The 25,263-nt window shown below is 38.0% G+C and carries 28 protein-coding genes; 22 read left to right on the top strand and 6 right to left on the bottom strand.

The annotated features are described in order from the left end of the window. Window positions 1–30: 30 nt before the first annotated feature. Window positions 31–708, bottom strand: coding sequence for an NAD-dependent epimerase/dehydratase family protein (locus G9X63_RS04380; RefSeq protein WP_252624572.1), 678 nt, complete (start codon window positions 706–708; stop codon window positions 31–33). Window positions 709–734: 26 nt separating this feature from the next. On the opposite strand from G9X63_RS04380, the gene G9X63_RS04375 reads away from it, so the two are divergent. Beyond that, complete coding sequence (locus G9X63_RS04375) at window positions 735–1,130, top strand: Dabb family protein (RefSeq protein ID WP_252624570.1); 396 nt, start codon at window positions 735–737, stop codon at window positions 1,128–1,130. Window positions 1,131–1,263: 133 nt separating this feature from the next. On the opposite strand, the gene G9X63_RS04370 is transcribed toward G9X63_RS04375, so the two are convergent. Together G9X63_RS04370 and G9X63_RS04365 are read right to left on the bottom strand one after the other, a co-directional pair. Further along, a complete protein-coding gene (locus tag G9X63_RS04370; protein WP_252624568.1) occupies window positions 1,264–1,623 on the bottom strand; it encodes a hypothetical protein in 360 nt (119 codons plus the stop codon). A gap of 328 nt (window positions 1,624–1,951) precedes the next feature. After that, a complete protein-coding gene (locus G9X63_RS04365) occupies window positions 1,952–2,599 on the bottom strand; it encodes a TVP38/TMEM64 family protein (protein ID WP_252624566.1) in 648 nt (215 codons plus the stop codon). A gap of 56 nt (window positions 2,600–2,655) precedes the next feature. Between G9X63_RS04365 and hisH the strand changes: the two genes are divergently transcribed. From hisH to G9X63_RS04340, 5 genes are read left to right on the top strand one after another with little or no spacing between them, the layout of a single operon-like run. Continuing rightward, window positions 2,656–3,243, top strand: a complete 588-nt coding sequence (gene hisH / locus G9X63_RS04360) for an imidazole glycerol phosphate synthase subunit HisH (RefSeq protein WP_252624564.1) — start codon at window positions 2,656–2,658, stop codon at window positions 3,241–3,243. 1 nt (window position 3,244) lies between these two features. Continuing rightward, the gene (gene hisA / locus G9X63_RS04355; protein WP_252624563.1) at window positions 3,245–3,976 is read left to right on the top strand and encodes a 1-(5-phosphoribosyl)-5-[(5-phosphoribosylamino)methylideneamino]imidazole-4-carboxamide isomerase; all 732 of its coding nucleotides are present in this window, start codon (window positions 3,245–3,247) and stop codon (window positions 3,974–3,976) included. Continuing rightward, window positions 3,970–4,731 (top strand): imidazole glycerol phosphate synthase subunit HisF, encoded by a 762-nt coding sequence (hisF, locus tag G9X63_RS04350; protein WP_252624559.1) that lies wholly within the window; start codon window positions 3,970–3,972, stop codon window positions 4,729–4,731. Before hisA ends, hisF begins: the two co-directional genes overlap by 7 nt. 7 nt (window positions 4,732–4,738) lie before the next feature. Beyond that, window positions 4,739–5,338: a bifunctional phosphoribosyl-AMP cyclohydrolase/phosphoribosyl-ATP diphosphatase HisIE gene (hisIE, locus tag G9X63_RS04345; RefSeq protein WP_252624557.1), complete on the top strand. Its 600-nt coding sequence runs from the start codon at window positions 4,739–4,741 to the stop codon at window positions 5,336–5,338. An 8-nt stretch (window positions 5,339–5,346) separates the two neighbouring features. Beyond that, window positions 5,347–5,685: a phage holin family protein gene (locus tag G9X63_RS04340; RefSeq protein ID WP_236633179.1), complete on the top strand. Its 339-nt coding sequence runs from the start codon at window positions 5,347–5,349 to the stop codon at window positions 5,683–5,685. A 93-nt stretch (window positions 5,686–5,778) separates the two neighbouring features. Here the strand turns inward: G9X63_RS04340 and G9X63_RS04335 are convergent, their stop codons facing one another. The 3 genes from G9X63_RS04335 to mntA form a co-directional block, all read right to left on the bottom strand. Next, window positions 5,779–6,006 (bottom strand): hypothetical protein, encoded by a 228-nt coding sequence (locus G9X63_RS04335; RefSeq protein ID WP_252624555.1) that lies wholly within the window; start codon window positions 6,004–6,006, stop codon window positions 5,779–5,781. A 245-nt stretch (window positions 6,007–6,251) separates the two neighbouring features. Next, the gene (locus tag G9X63_RS04330) at window positions 6,252–6,671 is read right to left on the bottom strand and encodes a helix-turn-helix domain-containing protein (RefSeq protein ID WP_130895777.1); all 420 of its coding nucleotides are present in this window, start codon (window positions 6,669–6,671) and stop codon (window positions 6,252–6,254) included. 322 nt (window positions 6,672–6,993) lie between these two features. Next, window positions 6,994–7,335 carry a type VII toxin-antitoxin system MntA family adenylyltransferase antitoxin gene (gene mntA / locus G9X63_RS04325; protein ID WP_252624553.1) on the bottom strand — a complete coding sequence of 114 codons (342 nt, stop codon included), beginning with the start codon at window positions 7,333–7,335 and terminating at the stop codon, window positions 6,994–6,996. A gap of 96 nt (window positions 7,336–7,431) precedes the next feature. On the opposite strand from mntA, the gene G9X63_RS04320 reads away from it, so the two are divergent. The 16 genes from G9X63_RS04320 (at window position 7,432) to G9X63_RS04245 (ending at window position 25,218) form a co-directional block, all read left to right on the top strand. Beyond that, entirely contained in the window at window positions 7,432–8,790 is a 1,359-nt protein-coding gene (locus G9X63_RS04320; RefSeq protein WP_252624551.1) for an MFS transporter, read from the top strand. Between the two features lie 186 nt (window positions 8,791–8,976). Continuing rightward, window positions 8,977–11,571, top strand: coding sequence for a polysaccharide biosynthesis/export family protein (locus G9X63_RS04315; RefSeq protein ID WP_252624549.1), 2,595 nt, complete (start codon window positions 8,977–8,979; stop codon window positions 11,569–11,571). A gap of 6 nt (window positions 11,572–11,577) precedes the next feature. Continuing rightward, entirely contained in the window at window positions 11,578–12,705 is a 1,128-nt protein-coding gene (locus G9X63_RS04310; protein WP_252624547.1) for a hypothetical protein, read from the top strand. Beyond that, window positions 12,705–13,556, top strand: coding sequence for an ABC transporter permease (locus G9X63_RS04305; RefSeq protein WP_252624546.1), 852 nt, complete (start codon window positions 12,705–12,707; stop codon window positions 13,554–13,556). Before G9X63_RS04310 ends, G9X63_RS04305 begins: the two co-directional genes overlap by 1 nt. Before the next feature lie 3 nt (window positions 13,557–13,559). Further along, entirely contained in the window at window positions 13,560–14,852 is a 1,293-nt protein-coding gene (locus G9X63_RS04300) for an ABC transporter ATP-binding protein (protein ID WP_252624545.1), read from the top strand. 135 nt (window positions 14,853–14,987) lie between these two features. Then, a complete protein-coding gene (gene pseC / locus G9X63_RS04295) occupies window positions 14,988–16,175 on the top strand; it encodes a UDP-4-amino-4,6-dideoxy-N-acetyl-beta-L-altrosamine transaminase (RefSeq protein ID WP_252624544.1) in 1,188 nt (395 codons plus the stop codon). Beyond that, window positions 16,172–16,855, top strand: a complete 684-nt coding sequence (pseF, locus tag G9X63_RS04290; protein ID WP_252624543.1) for a pseudaminic acid cytidylyltransferase — start codon at window positions 16,172–16,174, stop codon at window positions 16,853–16,855. The genes pseC and pseF overlap by 4 nt, the downstream gene beginning before the upstream one ends. A 146-nt stretch (window positions 16,856–17,001) precedes the next feature. After that, window positions 17,002–17,982, top strand: coding sequence for a UDP-2,4-diacetamido-2,4,6-trideoxy-beta-L-altropyranose hydrolase (gene pseG, locus G9X63_RS04285; RefSeq protein ID WP_252624542.1), 981 nt, complete (start codon window positions 17,002–17,004; stop codon window positions 17,980–17,982). Further along, window positions 17,976–18,605, top strand: coding sequence for a formyl transferase (locus G9X63_RS04280; RefSeq protein WP_252624540.1), 630 nt, complete (start codon window positions 17,976–17,978; stop codon window positions 18,603–18,605). The genes pseG and G9X63_RS04280 overlap by 7 nt, the downstream gene beginning before the upstream one ends. 98 nt (window positions 18,606–18,703) lie before the next feature. Beyond that, the gene (locus G9X63_RS04275) at window positions 18,704–18,931 is read left to right on the top strand and encodes an acyl carrier protein (protein WP_252624538.1); all 228 of its coding nucleotides are present in this window, start codon (window positions 18,704–18,706) and stop codon (window positions 18,929–18,931) included. Between the two features lie 9 nt (window positions 18,932–18,940). Next, window positions 18,941–20,161 carry an AMP-binding protein gene (locus tag G9X63_RS04270; protein ID WP_252624536.1) on the top strand — a complete coding sequence of 407 codons (1,221 nt, stop codon included), beginning with the start codon at window positions 18,941–18,943 and terminating at the stop codon, window positions 20,159–20,161. Further along, complete coding sequence (locus G9X63_RS04265) at window positions 20,158–20,886, top strand: SDR family oxidoreductase (protein WP_252624533.1); 729 nt, start codon at window positions 20,158–20,160, stop codon at window positions 20,884–20,886. The genes G9X63_RS04270 and G9X63_RS04265 overlap by 4 nt, the downstream gene beginning before the upstream one ends. Then, complete coding sequence (locus tag G9X63_RS04260; protein WP_252624532.1) at window positions 20,886–21,845, top strand: GNAT family N-acetyltransferase; 960 nt, start codon at window positions 20,886–20,888, stop codon at window positions 21,843–21,845. The genes G9X63_RS04265 and G9X63_RS04260 overlap by 1 nt, the downstream gene beginning before the upstream one ends. A gap of 12 nt (window positions 21,846–21,857) precedes the next feature. Next, window positions 21,858–22,907, top strand: a complete 1,050-nt coding sequence (pseI, locus tag G9X63_RS04255) for a pseudaminic acid synthase (protein WP_252624531.1) — start codon at window positions 21,858–21,860, stop codon at window positions 22,905–22,907. Between the two features lie 2 nt (window positions 22,908–22,909). Beyond that, on the top strand, window positions 22,910–23,620 hold the full coding sequence (locus G9X63_RS04250; protein ID WP_252624530.1) for a PIG-L deacetylase family protein: 711 nt from the start codon (window positions 22,910–22,912) through the stop codon (window positions 23,618–23,620). A gap of 38 nt (window positions 23,621–23,658) precedes the next feature. Then, on the top strand, window positions 23,659–25,218 hold the full coding sequence (locus G9X63_RS04245) for a hypothetical protein (RefSeq protein WP_252624529.1): 1,560 nt from the start codon (window positions 23,659–23,661) through the stop codon (window positions 25,216–25,218). Window positions 25,219–25,263 lie beyond the last annotated feature (45 nt).

Genomic DNA, 25,263 nt, shown 5'->3' with positions numbered 1-25,263 from the left:
CACAAAATTACCCATTTCTAGGCAATTTGCCTAGATTCTATGGCTCATTTGTTCTGCCAAAGCCTTGATATCCACCACCTCAATCGTCTTCTTCTCGGTCGGAAAGGCAGCCACCTCGATCATCGCTTTGGCTAATTCTTCCAAAGTAGACGCCGTCTTCCCCGCCACCAAAAGCAGCAGCGGATACATCCAGTCGATGTATTTATAGTATTTCAAGGTGAATTTATTCCCCCTCATTGGCTGCAAATACCCCGGTCTAAACGAATACGAATCCCGAAAACCCATTTTTTTCAAATCATTTTCCGTCTTCCCCTTCACCCGCGCCCACATAATCGAACCCTTTTCGCTGCTGTCCGTGGACATCCCTGAAATATAGCTGAAGCTTATGTGTTTGGGCATTTGAGCCGCAAAACCCAAAGTCAAATCATAGGTCTTGCGCCTAAACTCCTCCTCTTTCATCCCCACGGACGAAACTCCGAGGCAAAATAGGCAAGCATCGTAATCTTTGACGACCTCTTTAATCTCCTCCGGCTGATAAAAATCGGCCAAAAAATACTCTTTTAATTTCGGGTGCGAATGTCCAGACGGCTTGCGACTAATCGCCAAAACCTCTTTCACAAACGGCGAACGCAACGCCTCCAGCATCACGCCCTCGCCCACCATCCCGGTTACCCCGGTCACAATCACTTTGATTTGTGGATTTTCCATCGTAGAATTGAAAAAATATTAAACCTATGTCAACCTCCCGCCGCGATTTTATCGCCCTAGCCTCGACCTTGCCCTTTGTGGCATCAGCTGAACCTTCAACGAAAATGACCTTTATACATCATGTGTTGTTTTGGGCCAAAAACCCAACCTCCACCACCGAAACCGATCAACTCTACCGCGCCCTAAAAACGTTAGGCACCCTCCCGATGATCGCCTCAGCCCACGTAGGCAAGCCCATCGTCACCGATTTTGACAAATCCGTTACAGAAGCAAGTTACACCTTTTCGGTAGTCCTTGTTTTCGACAGCGCCGAAAAAGAAAAAGAATACCTCTACCACCCACTCCACAAGAAGTTCATTGAGGAGAACATGCACCTTTGGGGAAAAGTTCAGGTGATAGATTCGCAGGAGCCTGCGGCTTAGTCGCCCTTCGGGCTTAGTCACGACTGCGTCGTTCAGTCGTCACTTCGTGTCTTAGTCGCCTTCGGCTTAGTCATTGCTTCGCGATTTAGTCACGACTTTGTCGTTTAGTCGTCCTGCGGACTTAGTCAGCGGATTATTTTTTGAGTAATATCATAATGGCTACAACGTTGACCGCCATCTGAGTAATCCAAAAGAAGCACATCCATTGGAATATTTCCAATTTAGCTTCTATTAACTGAATTTCTAGTTTATTGAATTTTTCAAGGAGCCTTATTTCTAAGGTGTTCATACGTTCTATGCTTCTCAATTCCAAATGATTCAATTTTACGGGTATCTCAGAAAGTTTTTGATCCAAGTATTCTTTCGTCACCAGATTTTCGAATCGTTGATCTTGCAGTTCGTGAATACTCGATACAAAGTCCATTGCGTCGGTGTCGTTTAGGTGCAATTTAGCACGGGCTAAATCGTATAGTTTGATGTTTAGTGGTTGCATGGATAAATGTAACCCATTTTTTGGATATAACCCTTTAATAAACTGATAATTGCACAGTAGCTAGTTGACAGTTGTCAGTGGGCAGTGGCTTAGTCCGAAGGAAATGAGTCCGGAGGTAAAATTTCGCTAATTTTAGTTTAGTGATTTTCGCGTATTGACACAATCTGTCAATACCTGAAAAGCTGCCTGAGTGGCTCGAACTTTATTTCGCACTTTATTGGGTTTAGGACTCATAGAGGCAGATCACATAAAATCCAACACCGATTCGCCGGAAGCGAAACCTTTATACTTTGTGCTTTTTGCTCTATGCTTTGAGCCGAAGGCTCGTTTATCGCAAAGAACGACGTCCTAAAAGATACATCCCTACAGCGGAAACGACCAAAAGCAACACGGAAACCACATCTTGCCAACGCACTAATTCGGGACGGGCAAATAATAAAGCCCAAGATGAAGCAGAGATCCCCGTAAAGACCGCTAAGAACGTTCGCGGTAACATTCCCAAAGTTCCAGCCGTTATAAAGGCGCGGAAGGGAACGCCTACAAAGGCCATGATGGCGTTTGTGATGGCGAAAGGGAAAATTGGAGAAAGCCGCGCGAGGAACACCCAGGAAAAGGAGGATGAACGCACGTTCGCTAGGAAAGTTGAAGGAACGCGCGACAGCAAAGCTGTCGCGCCGAACTTTTTGGCAAGAAAATAACCCAAAGCCGAAGCCGCCGAGTAAGCCAAAATCAACGGCAATAGCCCCGAAAAGCCATAAACATAGCCCGTAAACAGGGCAAAAAATGTCGTGGGACAGAGGGCTAGGCCCATAATCAAAGCGGCGCAAATCCAAAAAACCACCGACCCCAGCAGAGAAAACGTCGTGAAAAACGAAGGATTAGCTAGCGCGTAGTAGCCCAAAAAGCCAGACGCCAGCAAGGGCAATAGGCCCATCCAAACGAGGTAGAGCGTTTCGTAAACGAGTTTTTTGTTCATAAAAGGGCCCCGCAAAGGGGGCAATTATCCCCCAAAGTTAATACCTTTGTACGCTTATGGAAATTGCGATCATAAAATACAATGCGGGGAATGTGGCGTCGGTGATGTACGCGTTGGATCGTATTGGGCAAAAATACCAATTGACAGATGACCAAGAGGAGATTAAAAAGGCCGACAAAGTGATTTTTCCGGGGGTGGGTGAGGCGAGTACGGCGATGGCTTATTTGAAAGAAAAAGGCCTGGATGAGGTGATAAAGGGGTTGAAGCAGCCGGTTTTGGCGACCTGCATCGGAATGCAATTGTTGTGCAAGCACTCGGAAGAGGGGAATACAGATTGCATCGGGGTGTTTGACGTGGAGGTGAAGAAATTCATTAGTAAAGACTTGAAAATTCCGCATGTAGGCTGGAATTCGATCGTGCAGAAAGGCGAGAATCCTTTAATGAAAGGACTGAAAGAAGAAGAGTTCGTCTATTTCGTGCACTCTTTTTACGCGCCTGTAAATCAGTATACGACAGCGGTTTGTGAGTATGTGCAGCCGTTTTCGGCGATGTTACACAAGGATAATTTTTATGCCGCGCAGTTTCACGCGGAGATCAGCGGAAAGGCTGGCGAACAGATTTTAAAAAATTTCTTAGCACTCTAATATGTTTCAACTAATTCCGGCGATCGATCTGATAAATGGGCAATGCGTGCGCTTGACCCAGGGGGATTATGGTCAAAAAACGGTTTATTCCGAAGACCCTTTGGAGATCGCCAAAGCCTTTGAAGGGGCCGGAATTCAGCGTTTGCACTTAGTGGATTTGGATGGGGCGAAGGCGAAGAAGATTGTGAATGCGGCGGTTTTGGAACGCATTGCGTCGAACACGTCGCTGCACATTGATTTTGGCGGCGGGGTTCAGTCCGACGAGATGATTGATACGGCTTTTTCTGCGGGTGCCGCGCAGATTACCGCCGGCAGTATTGCCGTGCGTAATCCTGCGCTGGTCTGCGAATGGTTGCAGAAGTATGGGTCGGAGAAGATTATTTTGGGGGCGGATGCGCAGGATGAGATGATTGCGGTTTCGGGCTGGCAGGAGAATTCGAATATTTCGATTTTTGATTTTTTACAGGATTATACTGTGAAAGGCGCGAAATATGTGATTTCGACGGATGTCGCCAAAGATGGTTTGTTGCAAGGCCCCAGCTTCGATTTATATGAAAAGATTCAGGCTTCGAGCCCGTCGTTGAGCGTGATTGCGAGCGGTGGGGTGGCTTGTATGGAGGATTTAGTGCGCTTGCGGGAGATGAATTTGTTTGGGGTGATTGTGGGGAAAGCGTTTTATGAGGGTCGGATTAGTTTAGCGGATTTGGCCAAATTTTCAGCAGCAGCATGTTAACAAAGCGCATCATACCTTGTCTCGATATTAAAGAGGGGCGGACCGTGAAAGGGACGAACTTTGTGGACCTGCGCGATGCCGGCGATCCGGTGGAGCTGGGGGCACTTTATGCGCAGCAGGGGGCGGATGAGCTGGTTTTTTTAGATATTACGGCGACGGTTGATGACCGGAAGACTTTGGTGAATTTAGTGCGTGAAGTCGCGCGGCACGTGAATATTCCCTTTACCGTGGGCGGCGGAATTTCGTCCATTGCTGACGTATCGGCGTTGTTGAACGCCGGCGCGGATAAAGTGTCCATCAACTCGTCTGCGGTGCGCCGGCCAGAGCTGGTGGATGAATTGGCTTTGGCTTTTGGCTCCCAATGCATCATTGTCGCGATCGACACACGCTTTGAACCCGCCGCGGGCCTGGACTTCGTCCACACCCACGGCGGCCGTCGAATCACCGAACTAAAAACCCTCGAATGGGCCCGCGAAGTAGAAAACCGCGGCGCCGGCGAACTATTATTAACCTCGATGGACGCGGACGGAACGAAAGCAGGCTTCGCCTGTGATTTGACAGCACGCATATCCTCAGCAGCCTCCATTCCCATTATTGCCTCTGGCGGAGCGGGAACCATGGAACATTTTACGGAAGTATTCACGACCGGCAAAGCAGACGCAGGCCTCGCCGCGAGTATATTTCACTTTAAAGAAATTGAAATTTTGGCATTGAAGAATTACCTTGCAACCCAAGGCATCCCGATGCGCATTTAATAGAAATATGTCCAAGCAACCCGATTTTTCCAAAGGCCTCGTGCCCGCCATCATCCAAGATGCCAGTACCCGTACCGTTTTGATGTTAGGCTACATGAACGAGGAAGCCTACGCAAAGACCGTTTCCGACCAGCGCGTGACCTTTTTCAGCCGCTCGAAGAACCGACTTTGGACTAAAGGCGAGGAATCAGGCAACTTCCTAGACGTAGTCAGCCTTTCAATTGATTGCGATGCTGACACTATATTGATTCAGGCCAAACCAGCCGGGCCCACTTGCCACACCGGAGCAGATACTTGTTTCGATGAGTCAAATGGGGACAACGCAGCCTGGTTAGATCAATTAAAACACGTCATCCGTAGCCGCAAAACGGCCCCTGCTTCGACTTCTTATACTGCTTCCCTATTCCAATTAGGTACCCACAAAGTGGCCCAAAAAGTAGGCGAAGAAGCCGTCGAGCTCGTCATCGAAGCCTTAATGCAAAACGATGACCTCTTTAAAGGCGAAGCGGCGGATCTAATTTTCCACTTATTAGTCTTATTAGAGGATCGCGGAATTGATTTAAGCGAAATCATCGCCGTTCTTCAGTCTCGTCACGCTGCTAAATAATCTTTCTTATGATCGGATTCATCATTCGTTACATCATCATTGCCTGCGTAGTTATGGTCATTCCTCGCTATTTAAAAGGCATTACGGTAGACGGTTTCACGACCGCACTTTTAGTCGCTCTAGCGATGGGCTTTGTGAATTCCTTCGTCAAACCCGTGTTGAAGATCATCAGCTTCCCTATTACGTTTATGACTTTAGGGTTGTTTTCTCTTGTGATCTCGGTAGGTCTGGTCTATCTAGTCGCTGCCTATGTGCCCGGTTTTGCGGTGACAGGGTTTATCGCTCCTTTGATTTTTAGCTTTCTGGTGTCGCTGTCTACCTCTTTTGTCGGCCTGTTTACTAGATAGGGCATTTTTGCTATTAAAAGTCTCGAGGTACGCAGGCGACTTTTCAGGTATTGACAGATTTTGTCAATATGCTTAAGGTTTAACCTTATCAAACTAGTCTAAAACTAGTCTTCCTCTGTTTTCTGGCATTTTTTCAATTTTTTCGATTCGAGAATCGATGTATTTTTTCACAATCCAGCCGTCTTGAACGACTACATTATATCCTAATACTTCTAGCGTTCTTTTTTCTGCTTTTCGAAAGCCTTTGTAGGCGATTGAGCGCAAGGAGTTCCCAGTTAGGGGATCTTGTATCCTTTTTCTTTTGACTTTGCTCTTATCCATAGGTGTAAGTTATCGATTTTAATGTGAATGTGTCTATCTATTCCTCAGCTCCGTCAAGAACTTCTTCGAGTCAAATATCAGCTGAGATCTGGCTGCCGGGGCTACAATGACCGATTCTGTGTAGACTTCTTGGTCTTTTTCAAAAATGGTGACGGTGACTTTTGTGAATTTATAGGGGCCCATGTGGCCGTTGTAGAAGAGCAGAGGCTCTTTATTGCCAAAGAAATTGAACATGTCTGTAGGGTTTAGTGGTTATTGACGCCGTGGTGGCGGTATTGAAAATAGCGTAGGTTTTTAACCTGCTTGATGTCGTAGGTAATGGCGTTTTTAGGGATGAGCTTGAAGCTGAATTTCCGTTCTAATTTGACTTTGCGGAGCCGGAGGAAGTACTTGACGTCTTTTTCAGCGTGGGGTAGAGCTTCCTCTACTAAATTTTCGTAGCCTACAAAGGATCGTTTGATGCGTTCCCGCATCCAATAGATGCACAGTTCGCGTGCGTTTACCTGGTGGTAATGGGCAAAAATAATGACGAGGTCGAGGTCTGGGATGCGATTGCCGTTTTCGTATTTGCTCAAAAGCCCGGCGTCGATCCCGAGATCCTGCGCCATCACGTGCAGCGGAACGGCACGGATGAGCTTCAGGTATCTAGAGAAGTGGTTAAACATATTGATTAGTGGTTTGGTGTTCCAAATGTATTCCCACCCATCCCTCTAACCTAACAGCTTATTGATAATGTGAATATTGAGCGTGATAATTATTTCTTATTGACTTTTTAGCGATAAAATGCCTTTAGGTGGTCCAAAGGACTTTTTGATAAAATAAGCTCGCAATACTGAGAGCCATTTTCAGATATTGACACAATCTGTCAATACCTGAAAAAGCCGTTTATACAATTGTAAGTTATATTAGCAAAAACCGCCTATAGGCTCTTCAGAGCTAATATTACCAGTTTTAGTTCCGGAATCACCACAACAGTAGTATCCCAGATCACATCCATTTTAATCGCATGGTATTCGCTCTTTCGAGCTTGGGGTGGAGGTTTTCATAAATTAAAATTTTGTCGTGGTTAAGTTGTTTAGCAATGCTCTTTAATGGGGCGCCTAGCATGACTAGGTCGACCTCTGAAGTGAGAAGCTGGGAGAGGTCTTGTTGGATTTCGGCTAGGTCAAAGAGGGTGAAGGGGGTGTTTTTGAAAACTTGGATCTGAATGTCGATGTCGCTGGTGGGCGAATGGGTGCCACGGGCGTGGGAGCCAAAGAGCCAGGCGCGTTTGATTTGCGCTTTTTTAAGGAAGTAGGAGGCGATTTTATCGAGATTTTCCGCTGTCATAGTGAAAGGTAGTGAAATAAGGGATAGAAATTGTCGTGGAGCAAGGATGAGATAGTGATATTTTGTGTATTTTTAGGAAGAAATCGAGAATGTACTATGCAAGAGTTCGATAATAATAAAGTACCCATTAAGAAGTTGTGGCAGGTGATTGTGGCGTCGAGTGTGGGGACGGTGATTGAGTGGTATGACTTCTATATTTTTGGGAGTTTGAGTGCGATTATTTCGTTGAGTTTCTTTCCCAAAGAGGATCCGACGGCGGCGTTCATTTCGACGTTGGCGGCTTTTGGGGCGGGGTTTGTGGCGAGACCTTTTGGTGGGGTGCTTTTTGGGAGGCTGGGGGATCTGATCGGGAGGAAGTATACGTTTTTGTTGACGTTGATGCTAATGGGTGGGTCGACGTTTGCGATTGCGTTTATACCGAGTTATGAGAAGATTGGGTTGGTGGCTCCGGCTGTGCTTTTGGCATTAAGAATCATCCAAGGATTAGCCTTAGGGGGCGAGTATGGGGGCGCCGCGACTTACGTCGCGGAATATGCACCAGACGCCGAACGCGGGAAGTACACGTCCTACATCCAAACGACCGCCACGCTCGGTTTCTTCGTCTCCATCCTGGTCATCTTAGCGACGCAGCAGCTTTTAGGCGATGCAGCCTTTAAGGACTGGGGCTGGCGGGTGCCTTTTGCGCTATCTGGTATTCTAGTGGTTGTGTCTTATTTCATCAGACGAGATATGGATGAATCTCCTCTCTTCTCTAAACTCAAGGTGGAAGGCAGACTCTCCGAAAATCCTTTAAAGGAAGCTTTCGCCAGTAAGGCGAATCGCCGTTTAATGTTAATTGCGATGTTTGGGGCGATTGTGGGGCAGGGGGTTGTTTGGCATACAGGACAATTTTATGCCCAAATCTTCATCAACAAAATCCTCCAGGTCGATTTCATTACGACGAACCTCATTATCGCCGCGAGTCTGGTGGTGGGCACGCCCCTCTTCGTGTATTTCGGGAGCCTGTCTGACCGGGTGGGACGCAAGAAAATTATGCTGGGCGGTATGGCCCTCGCTGCGCTCGGGTACTACCCCCTTTTCTCGTGGATGTCCACCATTGTAGCCCAAGAGGGGACGATGGTCAATGGCGCGATCTTCCTGAACTGGACTGGAAAGCTCGAACTGGCTTTCATTTGCAGCTTATTGGTGACTTTCGCGGCGATGGCCTACGGCCCGATCGCCGCGTTCCTAGTCGAACTTTTCCCTACCAAAATCCGCTATACCTCCCTCTCCATCCCGTATCACTTTGCTAATGGGGTGTTTGGTGGATGTGCCCCTTTTGTGGCCACTTGGCTGGGAGCAGTCACTCATTCGAATTTTGCCGGATTGTTCTATCCCATCGCCCTAGCGGCCTTAACGGTCATCGTGGGCGTGATTTATTTACCTGAAACCAAAGGCAAAGCCCTCAGCGACTAAAATAGGACTATTCGAATAATTCGATGGATATAATGCCAAATATTCCCTTTAAATAAATTGTCTTTGGCGCTAAACCAAAATGGGGGTATATTTGTTTCTTGAATTCTATTTTCTGAGCACCGTTATTGTGTGACTCAGGATGGCGAAGCCGTGGAGAATCTCTTCGAATATTCTTATATTTACTTTATGAAGAATTGTTTTAAATTATCGCTTGTTCTGTTTATTGGTTTATTGAGTTATAAAGCTAATTCTCAGGCTACTACCATGCCTTCAGATGATCAGTTAAATCAGATCATTATGCAGGCAGAGCAACGTGGAATGAGTCCAGCTGAATTGCAAGCCTTGGCTAAGTCAAAAGGATATTCTGATGCACAGATAAGCGCCTTAATGATGAAAGCGAATGGTTTGGGTGGTAAGAAGGCAAATGCAAACACATCAACGAATAGCACACAGGCTGGAAATTTAGCTCAGGCGCAAAATAATACGAATCAAACTATTAAAAAAGACAGTACTGGTTTGACAGATGAAGAGAAAAAAATCTTTGGTTTCGAAGTGTTTGCGAACAAAGCAATGAGTTTTTCTCCTAATTTAACTATGGCTACTCCACGAAATTACGTGGTAGGTCCTGGTGACGATTTAATAGTCCAAATTTATGGTATTGCTCAAGCAACTATTAATTTAAAAGTGAGCAATGAGGGTAAAGTGGTTATTCCCAATGTGGGATTGTCACATGTAGGGGGATTAACCATAGAGGCTGTTAAATCACTTTTAACGCAGAAGATAGGAACACGCTATGCAGGTTTAGGTGGAGCTAATCCTAGTAGTTATTTACAAGTTACACTGGCGAATGTTAGAACTATTAAAGTCAATATTGTAGGAGATGTTAAAACTCCAGGGACTTTTCAATTGCCTTCTTATACCACGGCGTTTAATGCTTTATATTCTGCAGGAGGACCTACCACTAAGGGTAGTTTCAGAAATATTCAATTATTCAGAGCAGGCCGTTTAGTGACGGAAGTTGATTTGTATGATTTTTTATTAAAAGGGAAAACCGATCATAATGTTCGATTAGAGGATGGTGATGTGCTTTTAGTGCCTAAGTATGTGAATCGAGTTGAAATTATAGGAGAGGTCAGACGGTCATTGTATTTTGAGACGAAGGCAAAAGAAAGTGTAAATGATTTGATTCAGATGGCTAATGGCTTTAAAGAAACAGCCTTTAAAGAAAATGTTACCATTCAGCGTTATACAGGGATAGACAAGACTATTTTACATATTGAGTCTGCTAATTTCTCTAAAACTAGTTTAGAAGATGGAGATATTATTTCAGTGGCAAAATCATTATCTACTTTCCAAAATAGAGTTCAGTTAATTGGTGCTGTTGTTCGTCCAGGGGATTATGAGGCAAGTAAAATTGAGCGTATTGCCGATGTGCTAAAGAAGGCTGGTGGACTGAAACCTGATGCATTCTTAGGGCGCGCGATACTTTATCGCTCTGGCGCAGATTTGAGTCAACTAGCTTTAGATATAGATCTTAAAAAGGTATTGGCAGGAGATTTAGAGCATAATATTTTTGTCCAAAAAGAGGATGTATTAGTTGTTGCTAGTCATTTCGATATGAAGGAAATTTACTCTGTTTCTATTGATGGAGAGGTAAATCAAAAGGGGGCATTTCCTTATGCAGCTGGAATGACTATAGGGGATCTTATTTTAAAGGCAAAGGGTTTGAAACAATCTGCTTCGGGTTCTTATATCGAAGTGGTTAGACGCGTAAAGGATAGTCCTACAGAATTAGCAAAAGTGATTAAGGCAGAGATTAACCCTGACCTTAGCATTCATGAAGATGAAAAGAAAATCGCCCTAGAGCCTTTTGATCAAGTATTTGTTCGTCCATCCATAGGGTATAAAGACTTTAAGTATATCTATGTTCAGGGAGAGGCCAGTTATACTGGAAAATTTGTGTTAGATAAGTTTGATTTAAAAGTAGGCGATTTATTATATCGTGCGGGCGGAGTTTTGCCCTCAGCAAATGTAAAGGGAGCTTTATTAATCAGACGCTCTTTATTCTTTAAGCCAAAGCGTAATGTGGATGAATACCTGAATCGATTGAAAGAACTAAACCAGCGCAATCAAGATTCCACTGTTAGTGGTTTATCTGAGGCAAATCGTATTTTGGCCTCTCAGATTAGAACACAAATATTCGATATTGAGAAGCAGAATAAAATAGATTCCATTGCTAAAGCCGCAACAGATGTTGAGATTGATTTTGGCGATATCGAAAATATTAAAACGTCCATTCAAAAATCCGTTTTAAAGAATTTAAAGGACGTGAATATTAGTGAAAGCGAATATCAATTCGTTTCAATTGATTTAGAGGAAATTATTAAAGCACCTGGGGAAAGTGGTGATTTGCAATTGCGTGAAGGCGATATTTTGTATATCCCTACCTTTGACGAGACTGTTTCTATTTCCGGCGATGTGTTATATCCTGTTTCGGTTAAATTTGATCAATCGGCCTCTTTAAAACATTTCGTGGATCAAGCAGGAGGATTTAATAATACAGCTCTTAGAAAACGCTCTTATGTGGTAACAGCAAATGGTTCCGTATTAAGGACTAAAAGCTTTATGGGATTTAGGTTTTACCCTCGTGTAAGTCCTGGATCTCATGTTTTTGTTCCCAAAAACACTAAGCCTAAAAGTAATTTTAGTATTGACCGAGTGCTAGGGTTAACTTCGAGTTTGGTTACTACTTATTTGTTAGTTACTAATTTGATTAAATAAGTATAAATGGAGGAAAATAACCAAATTTCATTGAAAGTGCTACTATCTCGAGAAGAGATTTATTTAATTGATATTTTTAAAGTAATTAAGAATGTAATTACTAATAATATTAAATGGATATTAATTATTTCATCTCTTGTATTAATTGGTACAACTGTAAAATACTACCTCAGTCCTATAGAGTTTGAAAGTAAATCTGTTGTTTATATAGAATCCAAGTCAACAAATGCGTCGGCAAATATGGTGAAGGATTTATTGACAGGAAGTAAGACTGAATCAAGTGACAATTCTATTTCTCCAGATAACTATAAATCAATTGTTAGCTCTCAAGTATTTTTAAATGACCTTATCGAAATTAAATTCTCCAAGGATTATAATTCCAAAGATTCGATCAATTTGTTAAACTTTTTTAAAACAAACCCTGATAAAGAGTTCTTCCAATCTATTTCATCTTTTTTCAATTCTACTTCCGACAAAAAAATAGTAGGAGAAAAATTATTGAATAAAAAGCTTGAAAATGAAACAATACTAAAAACTATAAATAGAAATATTGTATTTTCAAATCAAATTCCTCCAATTGTTCAATTTTCTGACGATAGATTAGCTGCTTTTTCAAAAATCACGAAGAGAATTAGAATTGAAATTAAGGACAAGACCTTAACTGTTTTTGTTAAGATGCCTACACCTTATCTAAGTGCGGTGGTGGGGAAGCTAGTATTGGAAAGATTACTTCTGTATACTTCTTCTATGCAAATGTACAAGCACAATGTAAATATTGACTATTTAGAGCGACGTTTGTCAGAGGCGGAATTAAAATATAAAAATGCACAGAGAAGGTTCGCTGGTTATAAGGATAATAGCCTAGGTGTAATATTTGAGTCTGCACAAACCAATAATCAAATATTAAGCAATGACATGACAGTTGCTTTTAATTTATTAAATCAATTTGCTGTACAACTTGAACAGGCCAAAATAGATCAGAAGAAGGAGACTCCTTATTTCTCTATATTAGAACCAATTGCTATTCCATCAGAACCAATCGAACCAAGTAAAACCAGCTTTATTTTGAAATCCTTGGCTTTGCTTTTAGCTTTAAATTTTCTTTTTATAGTCTTTAAATTATTTAAAAATTAATGTCAGATAAAGTTGATAATTGGGATTTAATAATAGAGCCTCAAACCTCTTTATTAGACTTAAATTTAAAGGATGTTTGGCGTTACAGAGATCTTCTCTGGATGTTTGTTAAACGCGATTTTGTTAGTTTTTATAAACAAACCATTCTAGGTCCTTTGTGGTTTTTTATTCAACCTCTATTTACTACAATCACTTACACATTTATTTTCGGAGGATTAGCTAATCTAAGTACTGATGATTTGCCTCAACCTCTATTTTATATGGCGGGAATTACAGCATGGAATTATTTTTCAGATTGTATTACTAAAACGTCGACTGTCTTTAAGGACAATGCTAATATTTTTGGGAAAGTTTATTTTCCGAGGCTTATTCTGCCGCTAAGTATTGTCGCAAGTAACTTAGTTCGCTTTGCTGTACAAATGCTTTTAATGGTTTTGATGATGGGCTATTATTCTGTTAATGGGGCTAATTTCCATATCACTTGGGCAATTACACTTTTCCCTATTTTGGTTATTTTAATGGCATTACTAGGCCTAGGATTGGGTTTAATTATTACTGCTCTTACTACAAAATATAGAGATCTTTCGTTTTTAATAACTTTCGGAATTCAATTATTGATGTATACTACGACTGTTATCTATCCTTTGAGTAGTGCTCCAGAAAAGTATAAGTCACTTATTAGTTTAAATCCAATGACTGGGATAATTGAATGTTTCAGGTTTGCCTTATTCGGCCAAGGAAATCTTACATTTAACTCAATCGGTTATTCTACAATGTTTACATTCATATCATTGGTACTGGGAGTACTTGTGTTTAACAAGACTGAGAAAACCTTTGTAGATACGGTATAAAATATGGCAACAGCGATTAAAGTTGAAAATTTATCTAAAATATACCGCTTAGGAGAGATAGGTACTGGAACTATTAGTAGAGATATTGAGCGTTTTGTTAAGACCAAGATTTTAAAACAAGAAGATCCTTTCCTGAAAATTGGCGAAACAAACAATAGGACAGAAAAAGGAAGTAGTGATATCGTATATAGTTTAAAGGATATCAATTTTGATATAGAACAAGGTAGTGCTGTGGGTATTATTGGGAGAAATGGTGCAGGTAAAAGTACCTTATTAAAAATACTCTCAAGGGTTACCTCTCCGACTACTGGTAGAATTAACATAAAGGGTCGCGTTGCGAGTTTACTTGAAGTCGGTACAGGATTTCATCCTGAGTTAACGGGTAGAGAAAATATCTATTTAAATGGCGCTATTCTAGGTATGCGCAAAAGAGAAATTGATCAAAAATTTGATGAAATTGTTGATTTTAGTGGCGTTGAGCGATACATAGACACACCCGTAAAGAGATATTCATCAGGCATGTACGTTCGTTTGGCCTTTGCTGTTGCAGCGCATTTAGAAAGTGAAATATTAATTGTTGATGAGGTATTGGCAGTTGGAGACGCAGAATTCCAGAAAAAATGTTTGGGGAAAATGGGCGAGGTAAGTAAAACAGGAGGAAGAACTGTACTCTTTGTTAGCCATAATCTTGCTAGTATAAAAACTCTTTGTTCACAGGGTATTTATATGAAAAATGGGATGATAGAATCTGTGGGTAATGTCAATGAAGTGTTAAGCCATTACAAAAGAAGTTCTCAAGGAATATTTGAGTTAGATGGATTTACAGAGCTTGCAAAACGTATAAATAGATGTGCTTCAGAGGGTACAGTTGCTGGCCACGTTAGATTTACATCAATTAAATTCATGGATTCTGATTTTGAAGAAAATGTTGTCTTCACAAAGGATGCAGAAATTTTAATGGAGATTAAATATGAAGTTTTTGAGGATGTCGAAAATCTGGGAATTGTGATTCGGTTTGAATCAGCAGATACATTTGAAGTGGTAACTTCTAATTTTTTTATAATTTCAAAAAGGGTACTTCAAAAAGGCAAAGTGGGTAAATGCTTAGTTAGGTTTAATGATATCCCTTTTCAGACAGGTGACTACCTTCCTTATATGGCAACCTGTAACCTCGATTTAGTTCCTTATGATCTGATTGATAGGCTAATTATAAATGTACCAATTATTGAGGTGCAAAAAAAAATCGAGGGCTTTGCTAAGCACATTGAAATATCATCTATCCTTGAAATTTGTTAATTACACTATTACAAGGTTATTAAATTTGTATATTTTGATTATCAAGCAGTTGCCTAATTTTGATATATTAAAATTACTATTTCTTAATAGCGAATAAAATGTTCATCAGGAATTAGATTTCTATCATAAATTTTTATGAAAAAAATACCTTACGGAAGACAAAATATTACGGAAGAAGATATAGATGCTGTATCAAAAGCACTTAAAGCGGATTTTCTAACGCAAGGCCCAACCATATTAGAATTTGAAAATTCATTTGCAAAATATGTCGGAGCCAAATATGCTGTTGCTGTTTCAAATGGAACTGCTGCTTTGCACATATGTGCTCTATCACTTGATGTAAAACCAGGTCAAAAAGTAATTACTACACCTATAACTTTCGTAGCCACAGCCAACTGTGTAAGATATTGCGGAGGAGAAGTAGTTTTCGCTGATATTGATCCAGAAACATATCTGCTCGATATTAGAGAGGTTAGAAAGTTATTAGAGGCATCTCCAAAAGGGACATATTCAGGCATTATACCTGTTGATTTTGCGGGTTTATCAGTAGATATGGAAGCTTTTCGTCATTTGGCGGATGAATTTGGACTTTGGATTATTGAAGATGCTTGTCACGCACCTGGAGGATATTTTACTGATAGTAAAGGTATAAAACAGAATTGTGGAAATGGTGTTTATGCAGATTTGGCAATATTTTCTTTTCATCCAGTAAAACACATAGCTTGTGGGGAAGGAGGAATGGTAACGACTAACGACTTGGGTCTATATAAACAACTATTAAGGTTGCGATCTCATGGTATAACAAAAGGGGATGATTCTTACACCAATTCATTCGATTTTGCTAATTCAGAAGCAGGACACGATTCTTATCCAGGATGGTATATGGAAATGCAACAATTAGGGTTTAATTATAGGCTAACCGATTTTCAAGCGGCGTTGGGAATAAGTCAGCTTTCAAGAGCAAATAATGGTATTATTAGAAGAAGATATTTAGCGTCCGTTTATGAAAGTGCATTTAAGTTGATGCCATTTATATTGAGCCAATCAGGATTTATTAACGGGCATGCTTATCATTTGTTTGTAATAGAGGTGAAAAATAGACTTGGGTTGTATGAGTATTTACGAACAAGGGGAATATTTGCTCAAGTTCATTATATACCTAGTCATTTAATGCCGTACTATAGAGAACTTGGATGGAAGGAAGGTGATTTACCAAATGCAGAGAGTTATTACTGTAATTGTCTTAGTTTGCCAATGTACCCTAGTATGACAGATGATGAGCAGAAGCTAGTAATTGAAGAAATTAGTAATTTTTTTAAATGAAAACTTTAGCAATCATACCTGCTCGAGGAGGGAGCAAACGTATTCCAAGAAAAAACATTAAGGATTTTATTGGTAAACCCATAATTGCTTATTCTATAGAAAAAGCTCTTAGTTGTGGTTTGTTTGATGAAGTAATGGTTTCAACTGATGATCAAGAGATTGCTAATGTTGCAATCAAGTATGGTGCTACTGTTCCATTTTATAGGTCGAAAGAAAATTCAAGTGATTTTGCATCGACAATAGATGTATTGAATGAAGTATTATTAAAATACTTAGAATTAAATCAAACGTTTACTCATGTATGTTGTATTTATCCAACTGCTCCATTAATCAGAATAGAGCATTTGCAAGAGGGGTATAAATTATTACAGGAAGAAGAGGTAAATTCAGTGTTTCCTATAGTATCATATAGTTTTCCGATTTGGAGAAGTTTGAAAGTAGATGGCAGCAATTTTGTTACGATGAATTGGCCTGAAAATATGAATACCAGATCACAAGACTTATCTCTTGCATATCATGATGCTGGCCAATGGTATTGGTTCAAACCACACAAGGTTAAAAGTAGTTTATACACTGAAAGCAGTAAAGCGGTTATAATTTCGGAATTGCTTGTTCAGGACGTTGATAATTTGACAGATTGGATATTAGCAGAATTGAAATATAGATTTATTAATAAATAATGGTGACTTTTCATTTAAATTAATACCATTAATTATTTAAAATAATAATTAGTTTTGAAATATGAGATTTTAAAGTTTTTTCATAGTTAATCCATATTTGGTTATTAGAAATATTAATAAAGATTTCAACTGATTTAATTAAATAATTGAATATAAAAAGAATTATTGTAAGAGTTGATGGTGATTCTCAAATTGGATTAGGACACCTAATACGATGTATTGCGTTGGCACAAATGCTTAAGGATGATTATTCCATCCATTTTTTGTCAAAATTTGCCCCCGAATGTATAATTCATGATATTAAAAAAATGGGTTTTGGATTTACTAAAATAAAGTATGAAAATTCTGTCTTTACTTTTTTGAATGAAAGAGACATTGTAGTTATTGATCATTACGATTTAGATATTAATTATCAAAAAAAAATTAAGAATTTGGGATGTAAATTAGTATGCATTGATGATTTACATGAAAAGTTATTTGTAGCAGATTTGATAATTAATCATGCTCCAGGTGTAGAATCAAAGCATTATAATGCAATGCCACATACTAAATTTGCACTTGGACCTCAATTTGCCTTATTGAGACCGGAATTTCTTAATTTAGCTTTATCAAATTCACAAAGGTGTCAAAACAGAAAATTAATAATTTGTTTTGGAGGTTCTGATTTTAATAATTTGACTTGTAGTTCAATCGAATTATTTGAAAGTGATTTATTCTTTGATGAAATTTCGGTGATTACAGGTCCGTCTTATCCCCATAGAGATCAACTTAGAAAATTGATCAACCGAAGTAAGAAAATTAAGTGGTATGAAAATCTGAACGCTCACGAAATGGCAACTCATTTGAAAAACTGTCAGTTTGTACTTGCACCAGCTAGCAGTATTGCTTATGAACTACTTTCTGCTGGGTGTACTTGGCTGGGAGGGTACTATGTTGAAAATCAAAAAATGATTTACAAAGGTTTTAAACAATTGAACTGTATGGTGGATTTAGGAAATTTGAATTTAAGTTTTGCATCTATTCTATCAAAGATAAACAATGCCGATTTCAAATACTTGAGTAAAGAAAATCCAATTGATGGAAAATCTGGATTTAGAATAAAGGAATTATTTAGTACACTATGTTAATTCAATTATTAGTAGATAATCCAAATTCTTGGATAATGCCTTATGCGGAATTGTTAAAAATGAGACTAGAGTCTAGTGGACATGAAGTGTTTTTACACCATATCCATAGTCATATACAAAGTGGAGACATTCTTGTTCTTTTATCATGTGAGCACAAATTCAATGCACTATATTTAAATAAACATAATCTAGTGGTTCATGAGAGTGATTTGCCAATTGGAAAAGGTTGGTCTCCTTTAACTTGGCAAATTTTGGAGGGAAAAAATGAGATTATAGTCTCGTTATTTGAGGCTGCTGAAAATATAGATGCTGGGCCAGTTTATCTTCAAAAAAAAATTCATCTAAATGGTACTGAATTAATAGATCAAATTAAACATCTTCAGGGTGAAGTTACAATAGAGCTCTTAATGGATTTCATAGAGAATATAGATACTGTGGAAGGTAAAGAGCAGATTGGAGATAGCACTTTCTACCCTCGAAGAGGAGAAAAGGATAGCGAATTAGATATAAACAAATCAATTTTAGAACAGTTTAATCTTCTTCGTGTTTGCGATAATGAGCGCTACCCTGCATGGTTTGAATGGCAAGGAAAAAAATTTAAAATTAAAATTTACAACAAATGATGGCTTACCCTAATTTTGAATTTTGTTAACACTTTGGTTAAAAGGTAAAGCGACATTCTTCTTGTAAAAAAAAGATTTAAATAATTTAAATTAGTTAAATGGAAAATAGAATAAAGGAAATTATTGTAGCTATTCTTAAAGAGTCGGGTAATTACAAAGAGGACATTAAATTTGAACCATCATCTCATTTAAGAGATGACCTAGGAATGGATTCCTTTAATTTGGCAGAGTTAACTGTTTATGTTGAGGAAGAGTTTGATATAGATATTTTTGAAGACGGGATAGTAAACACAGTTTCAGAAATCTATGCAAAACTTAGCAAATAGTCATTGGGAATGATCAAGTATTTTATTAGAGATGAGCATTTAAATACTCAAAAATCTTTTGCAGATTTTCTAAAAGACCTTAGTGCGACCAGCGATTATTGCAAGGTTTATAGATACACTAGGTTTTATGATTTTTTTGTAAACTTGATTAAAGCTCTTATAAATAATAAAAATATTGTATTAATAGATTCAGGATTTACAGATCAGGAAATTATCAATTTAGGTTTTTTTCAGGAATTAAATAAGGCAGAATCTGTCGGTGATAATAATTCAATCAGAGATGGATTCGATTTGATTGAAAGGTTAAAGAACTCCCATTCAAAACTCACCTTATTTACTTCTGGAACCACTGGTTTACCAAAACTAGTTGAACATAATATTCCTACTTTAACGAGAATGGTAAGAAGTGGAGATAAATATATTAACGATGTTTGGGGCTTAGCATTTAATCCTACTCACATAGCAGGAATTCAGGTTTTATTGCAAGCACTGCTCAATTTAAACTCAATAGTGCATGTTTTTGGTCTCCCGAGTAACAGAGTTGCATGGAGTATTAAGCATAATAAAATCACTCATTTATCAGCAACCCCAACTTTTTATAGGTTATTGGTTTCTACGAAAGAGGTATTTCCATATGTTCAAAGAATAACCTTAGGAGGTGAAAAATCAGACCCCAAACTATATGCTGATATCAATACATCTTTTCCAAACGCAAAAATTAATAATATTTATGCTTCAACCGAATTGGGGTCATTATTTGTAGCTAATGGTGATTTGTTTTCTGTCCCTAATAGTATTAGAGAAAGTGTTAGAGTGAGTGATGGTGAATTACAAATTCGAACATCATTAATTAATTCAGACAGGGATAATGAATGGTATCAGACAGGGGATATTGTTGAAGTGGTCAATGTGGATCCTCTTCAATTTAAATTTAAAAACCGTAAGACGGAAATGATAAACGTTGGTGGCTATAAAGTAAATCCAAATGAAATTGAGGATGCTGTAAGGTTATATTCAGAGCTATCGGATGTAAGAGTTTATGGGAAACCTAATTCTGTACTTGGTAACATCTTATGCATGGATTTTGTTCTGTCGGAGGGGGCAATTGTTGATGCAACGGAAATAAAGAAAAGACTTAGCCTTCAATTCCAAGATTATAATATTCCAAGAATAATAAAACAGGTTTTTGAAATTCAGAAAACCAGAACTGGTAAATTAAGTAGAATATGAAAAATTATTTGATCACAGGAGTTTCTAAAGGCTTGGGGCTAAAAATTGCAGAGAAGGTATTGGAGAGCGGTTTTTCAGTTTATGGAATAAGTAGAAGTAAAAGCGAAGAGCTTCAGCTGCTATTAAATAAATATCCTGAAAGATTATTTTGGAAATCTGTTGATCTTTCTGATCAAGGTTTAGATGTTAGAAAAGAAATATTTAAAGATTTTTTAACGAATAAAACGCATTTAAATGGGTTTGTTAATAATGCGGCCCTTGCATATGATGATATCATTACTAATCTTAATCAGGAAAAATTAGAATTGATGTTTAGGGCTAATGTTTTTACACCTATGATGATGACAAAGTATGCCATCAGAAACATGATTTTTAATAAAGTAAAGGGAAGTATTGTTCATATCTCGTCAATAAGTGTACATACTGGATATAAAGGTTTAGCGATGTACGCATCTACTAAGGGAGCATTGGAGGCATTTTCTAAAAACACTGGCAGGGAATGGGGTGAAACAGGCATCAGATCAAATGTTTTGGTTGCAGGTTTTATGGAAACAAATATGAGCAGTACGCTAACCAATGATCAGAAAAACCGGATTTACAATAGAACTTCCTTGAAAAAACCGACCACCATTGCTAGTGTTGCCAGTACCGTGTTATTTTTACTAGGAGACCAGTCAGAATCAATTACGGGCCAGAATATATTTGTAGACTCTGGTACTATCTAATGCTTCAACAAGAAATTATTATCAGACCTTATAAGAGTGGAGACGCGGAAAAGATATTTAGTCTTTTTCAGCGATATACAGATTATCAAAGGGATGAGGCTTTCTGGGTTTGGATTAACAGATTGTTAACTTACTCAATAATTTCAGTTGCTGAATTAAAGGGTGAGATTGTTGGCCATTATGCGATTTTGCCGAGGACATGTAGATTACAAAACGGCACTCTATTGCATTCAGGTTTGGGGATTCATGCTTTTGTCGAACCACAACATAGAGATAAGGTTTCTATATTCTCAATTTCTTCAATTGCGTACAAATTGGCCAAAGAAAGAGGTATTCAGTTCATTTATGGATTTCCTAATAAAAGTTATCGCTTAATTCAAGAAAAAATTGAGCGATGGAATAAGGTTGCAATATTTAATGCTTTGGTCAAAAAGCCAGCTCAAATTCCATCTTCATTGAAGTTTAATTGGAAAAAAGTCGAAGAACATGATTACTTGGATTTACTTAAATTGAATGAGTTGTTCGAAAAGAGTGAATTAAAGTATAATGGATTTTTATCAGGACTTGATTATTGGCATAAACGTTATTTATATCATCCACAGAAATTATATGAGATGTGGAAATTAGATCATAACAATTTAATTGTAGGATTTTTAGTGACCAAGCTTTTTAAAGTAGATGGATTTATCCGATTACATGTTATTGATTTTCAGTTGAGGGGTGATTTAAAATTGATTGATTTCGTGCCGGATATTGAATGTAAATTTAGTTCAGTAACAGAAATGGTTTTTTGGCCTTTTAATATTGAAGTTGCCAAATCCTTAAGAGATTATGGATATGTTGAGGAAGGCTTTGATACTTATTTTGGTATAAAGATTTTAGATAAATCTATTGATGATTCATTAATCCTTAACTATAGGAACTGGCACCTTACTATGGGTGATTCAGATGCATTTTAATATTATTTATATATGAATACGATAAAAATAGCGAATAGAGAAATTGGGAAAAATAAGCCATGTTTCATAATTGCTGAATTATCCTGTAATCACAACAACAGTTTGGATATTGCGATGAATACTATTCATGCAATGAAAGAGGCCGGTGCCGATTGTGTCAAATTACAAACATCTAAGCCTGGTTCTATTACAATCGATTGCGATAAGGATGTATTTAAGGTTAAAGGTGGTACGTTATGGGACGGAAGAACCTTATATGATTTATACTCAGAGACTTACACTCCATGGGAATGGCATTTGGCTATTAAAAATGAAGTTGAAAGATTGGGGATGATTTTTTTCTCATCTCCATTTGATCTCGAAGCTGTAGATTTTTTGGAGACCTTGAATGTGCCAGCTTACAAAATTGCTTCATTCGAAATTACAGATATACCATTAATTAATTATGTTGCATCAAAGGGTAGGCCAGTAATAATATCTACAGGGATAGCTGATGAACAATATATTGAAGATGCGATTAAAGCGTGTAAGGATGAAGGCAATGATAAGATTGTTTTGTTAAAATGTACTTCCAGTTATCCTACTCCTATTGATCGAGTAAATCTTAATGTAATAAATACATTAAGAGAAAAATACGGGGTCAATATTGGTTTATCTGATCATACGGAAGGATCTTTAGTGGCAATTGGAGCGGTTGCATTAGGTGCGTGCATCGTTGAAAAGCATTTTATTTTAGATCGGAATCTCGGTGGGCCTGATGCTGCATTCTCCATGGAACCTAGTGAATTTAGAATAATGGTTGATGGCATAAGAGATTTGGAGTGTGCTCTTGGTCAGCCCGAAATTTTGGTTGATGAAAAAGTTATAAGTAGTAGATCTTTCGCGAGATCTCTATTTGTTGTAGAAGATATTTTAAAAGGTGAGTTATTCACATACACTAATGTGAAATCAATAAGGCCGGGAAATGGGCTATTACCTAAATATTTGCCTGATATAATTGGAAAAACGGCCAAAGAAAATATCGAAAGGGGCACTCCAATGTCATTTGATTTAATAAATTAAATATGTTAGAATCATTAAGAAATAAAAATATCATGCTCATAGTAGCTCATCCAGATGATGAGCTTTTAGGTTGTGGAGCAACATTTAATAGATTAGTTACTGAGTTTAATTCAAACATTAGGGTCGTGATTCTAGGAGAGGGGATTACTTCGCGCGCCGAAATTAGAGATACCGAGCAATGGGAACAAGAGTTAAAGATTCATCGCGAAAATATCAAACAATCACAAGAAGCAATTGGCTATCAAAGTGTAAGTATATATGATTTCCCAGATAATCGTTTTGATAGTATAGCTTTATTGGATATAATAAAAGTTATTGAAAAGGAGAAACAAGAGTTTAGGCCTAATGTAATTTTTACTCACCATGGAGGGGATTTAAATATAGATCATCAACGTGTCTTTGAGGCAGTGATAACGGCTTGTAGACCCATGCAAAATGAGACAGTGAAAACTATTATTACATTTGAAACACCTTCAGGTACAGAATGGAGGGCTTCAACAGATCCTCGACATTTTGTACCGAATCTTTTTGTAGTTGTATCTGAAAAAAATATACAGGCGAAAATTAACGGAATGGAAAGTTATGAATTTGAAAAAAGAAGATTCCCCCATCCTAGATCACCTGAAGCATTGCGTATACAAGCTCAACGTTGGGGGGTTGCAATTGGGGCCGAGCTGGCAGAAGCGTTTGTGGTAGTTAGAAATATTGTATAGTTAATAAATCCGAAAGTAATGAGTTGTATTTTGAAAGTATGCCATTAAAGAAATTCACAGGATTAATAAAGTTCTTAAAAAGTTTTTATGCAAATAGCATATACATAACTTCTGAAGAAAAAGAATTTTCAATTTACCATAAAGAAATTTATAATAAATATCCTTTAAAAAGTCATTTATGCGATAGTCCGGTTTTAATAGTTCCTTTGATAAATGATTTAGGGACAATGAAAATAATAACAGATATTGCTGCAAGGATGTCTTTTGAGGATGGGTATTCTATAAAATATTTTTATGTTCATGCAGCAATTGATACTACAATTACCAAGACTGGAAAATTAGCTTATATTTTATCTCAATTCCTTAATTATAATCACTTTTTGGTTAATAAGTTATGCAAGGTTTATCATATCAATAGAAAAGATGTAATTTTTTCTAACTATTTAAGCCCCGGTTTTGAAAAACCCAACGAACCTAAACTAACTTCCAAAAAAGAATTGTTGGAAATCAATTATAAAAATATCCCAATTGGTGAATTGATTTTTGATACGTATCTGCGTTTTAGGTCCATGCCGGATGTTGATCTTTCAGATTCTAGTCTTTATGATATTATTGGTTATTTCAAAAAATTAATTGATTATTGGCAAATTGAGATAGGCTCAACTCAAATCAATCGATTACTGGTGCCTTATACGGCATACCACCATTGGGGAATTCCAGCGTATACTTGTTTAGCAAATAATATTGAAGTTGTAACTTTTGGGTCATTTAATTATGTTTTTTCAAAGCCTAGTTTATCTCACCCATATCATTCAAAAAACTTTCATTCTTATCCTTCAAAATTTGAATTAGTTCAAAACAAGGAGGAGAAAATTAATTTGGCGAAAGATGTTTTACAAAAAAGACTCGGTGGAGCTATAGATGCGGGAACTTCTTATATGAAGCGATCTGCATTTTCTGATAGTAGCGATGACGAATTTAGTCCATCTGAAAATACTAATTGGTGTGTAGTTTTCTTACATTGTTTTTTTGACTCTCCCCACATTTATGGGAAGTCTTTATTCACCGATTTCCATGAATGGCTTGTTCACATTTTAAATAATGCTGTATTAAACAGTGGCACTACATTTTATATTAAGGAGCACCCTAATGCACTAAAAGAAAATGAGGCAGTTATACAGACATTTAAAAACAGATATAGCCAATATTCTAATATTATATTTTTGCCAGGAAAAATCAGTAATAAGTTAATTGCTTCTAAAAAACCTAGTGCGGTATTTACCGTTTACGGTACTGTGGCGCATGAATTCGCAGCTTTAAAAATTCCTGTTGTCGTTGCTGGTGATAACCCACAAAGTATGTATGGATTCATCCATAAACCAAAATCAATAGCTGAATTCGATTTGTTTCTAAATTCAATTGGAGATTTTGGGTTGCCTGAAAAATATTTACAAGAGGAGATATATGAGTTTTTTTACATGCATTATTTATATTATTCTTCTAAGTACGATACATCTAATTTTAGTAAACAACTTGATTTGAATAAAGGAATAATTAATTTACCTGTAGGTATTCCTTGTAATGATCTAGTGTTCTAATATTTTTCTTACTATTTACAAATTTATATTAAAGTAGAAGTACTT

The organism is Aquirufa antheringensis, from assembly GCF_023921165.1.
In the GTDB taxonomy this organism is placed as follows: Bacteria; Bacteroidota; Bacteroidia; order Cytophagales; family Spirosomataceae; genus Aquirufa; species Aquirufa antheringensis.
This window is presented reverse-complemented; position numbering and strand designations above follow the sequence as displayed.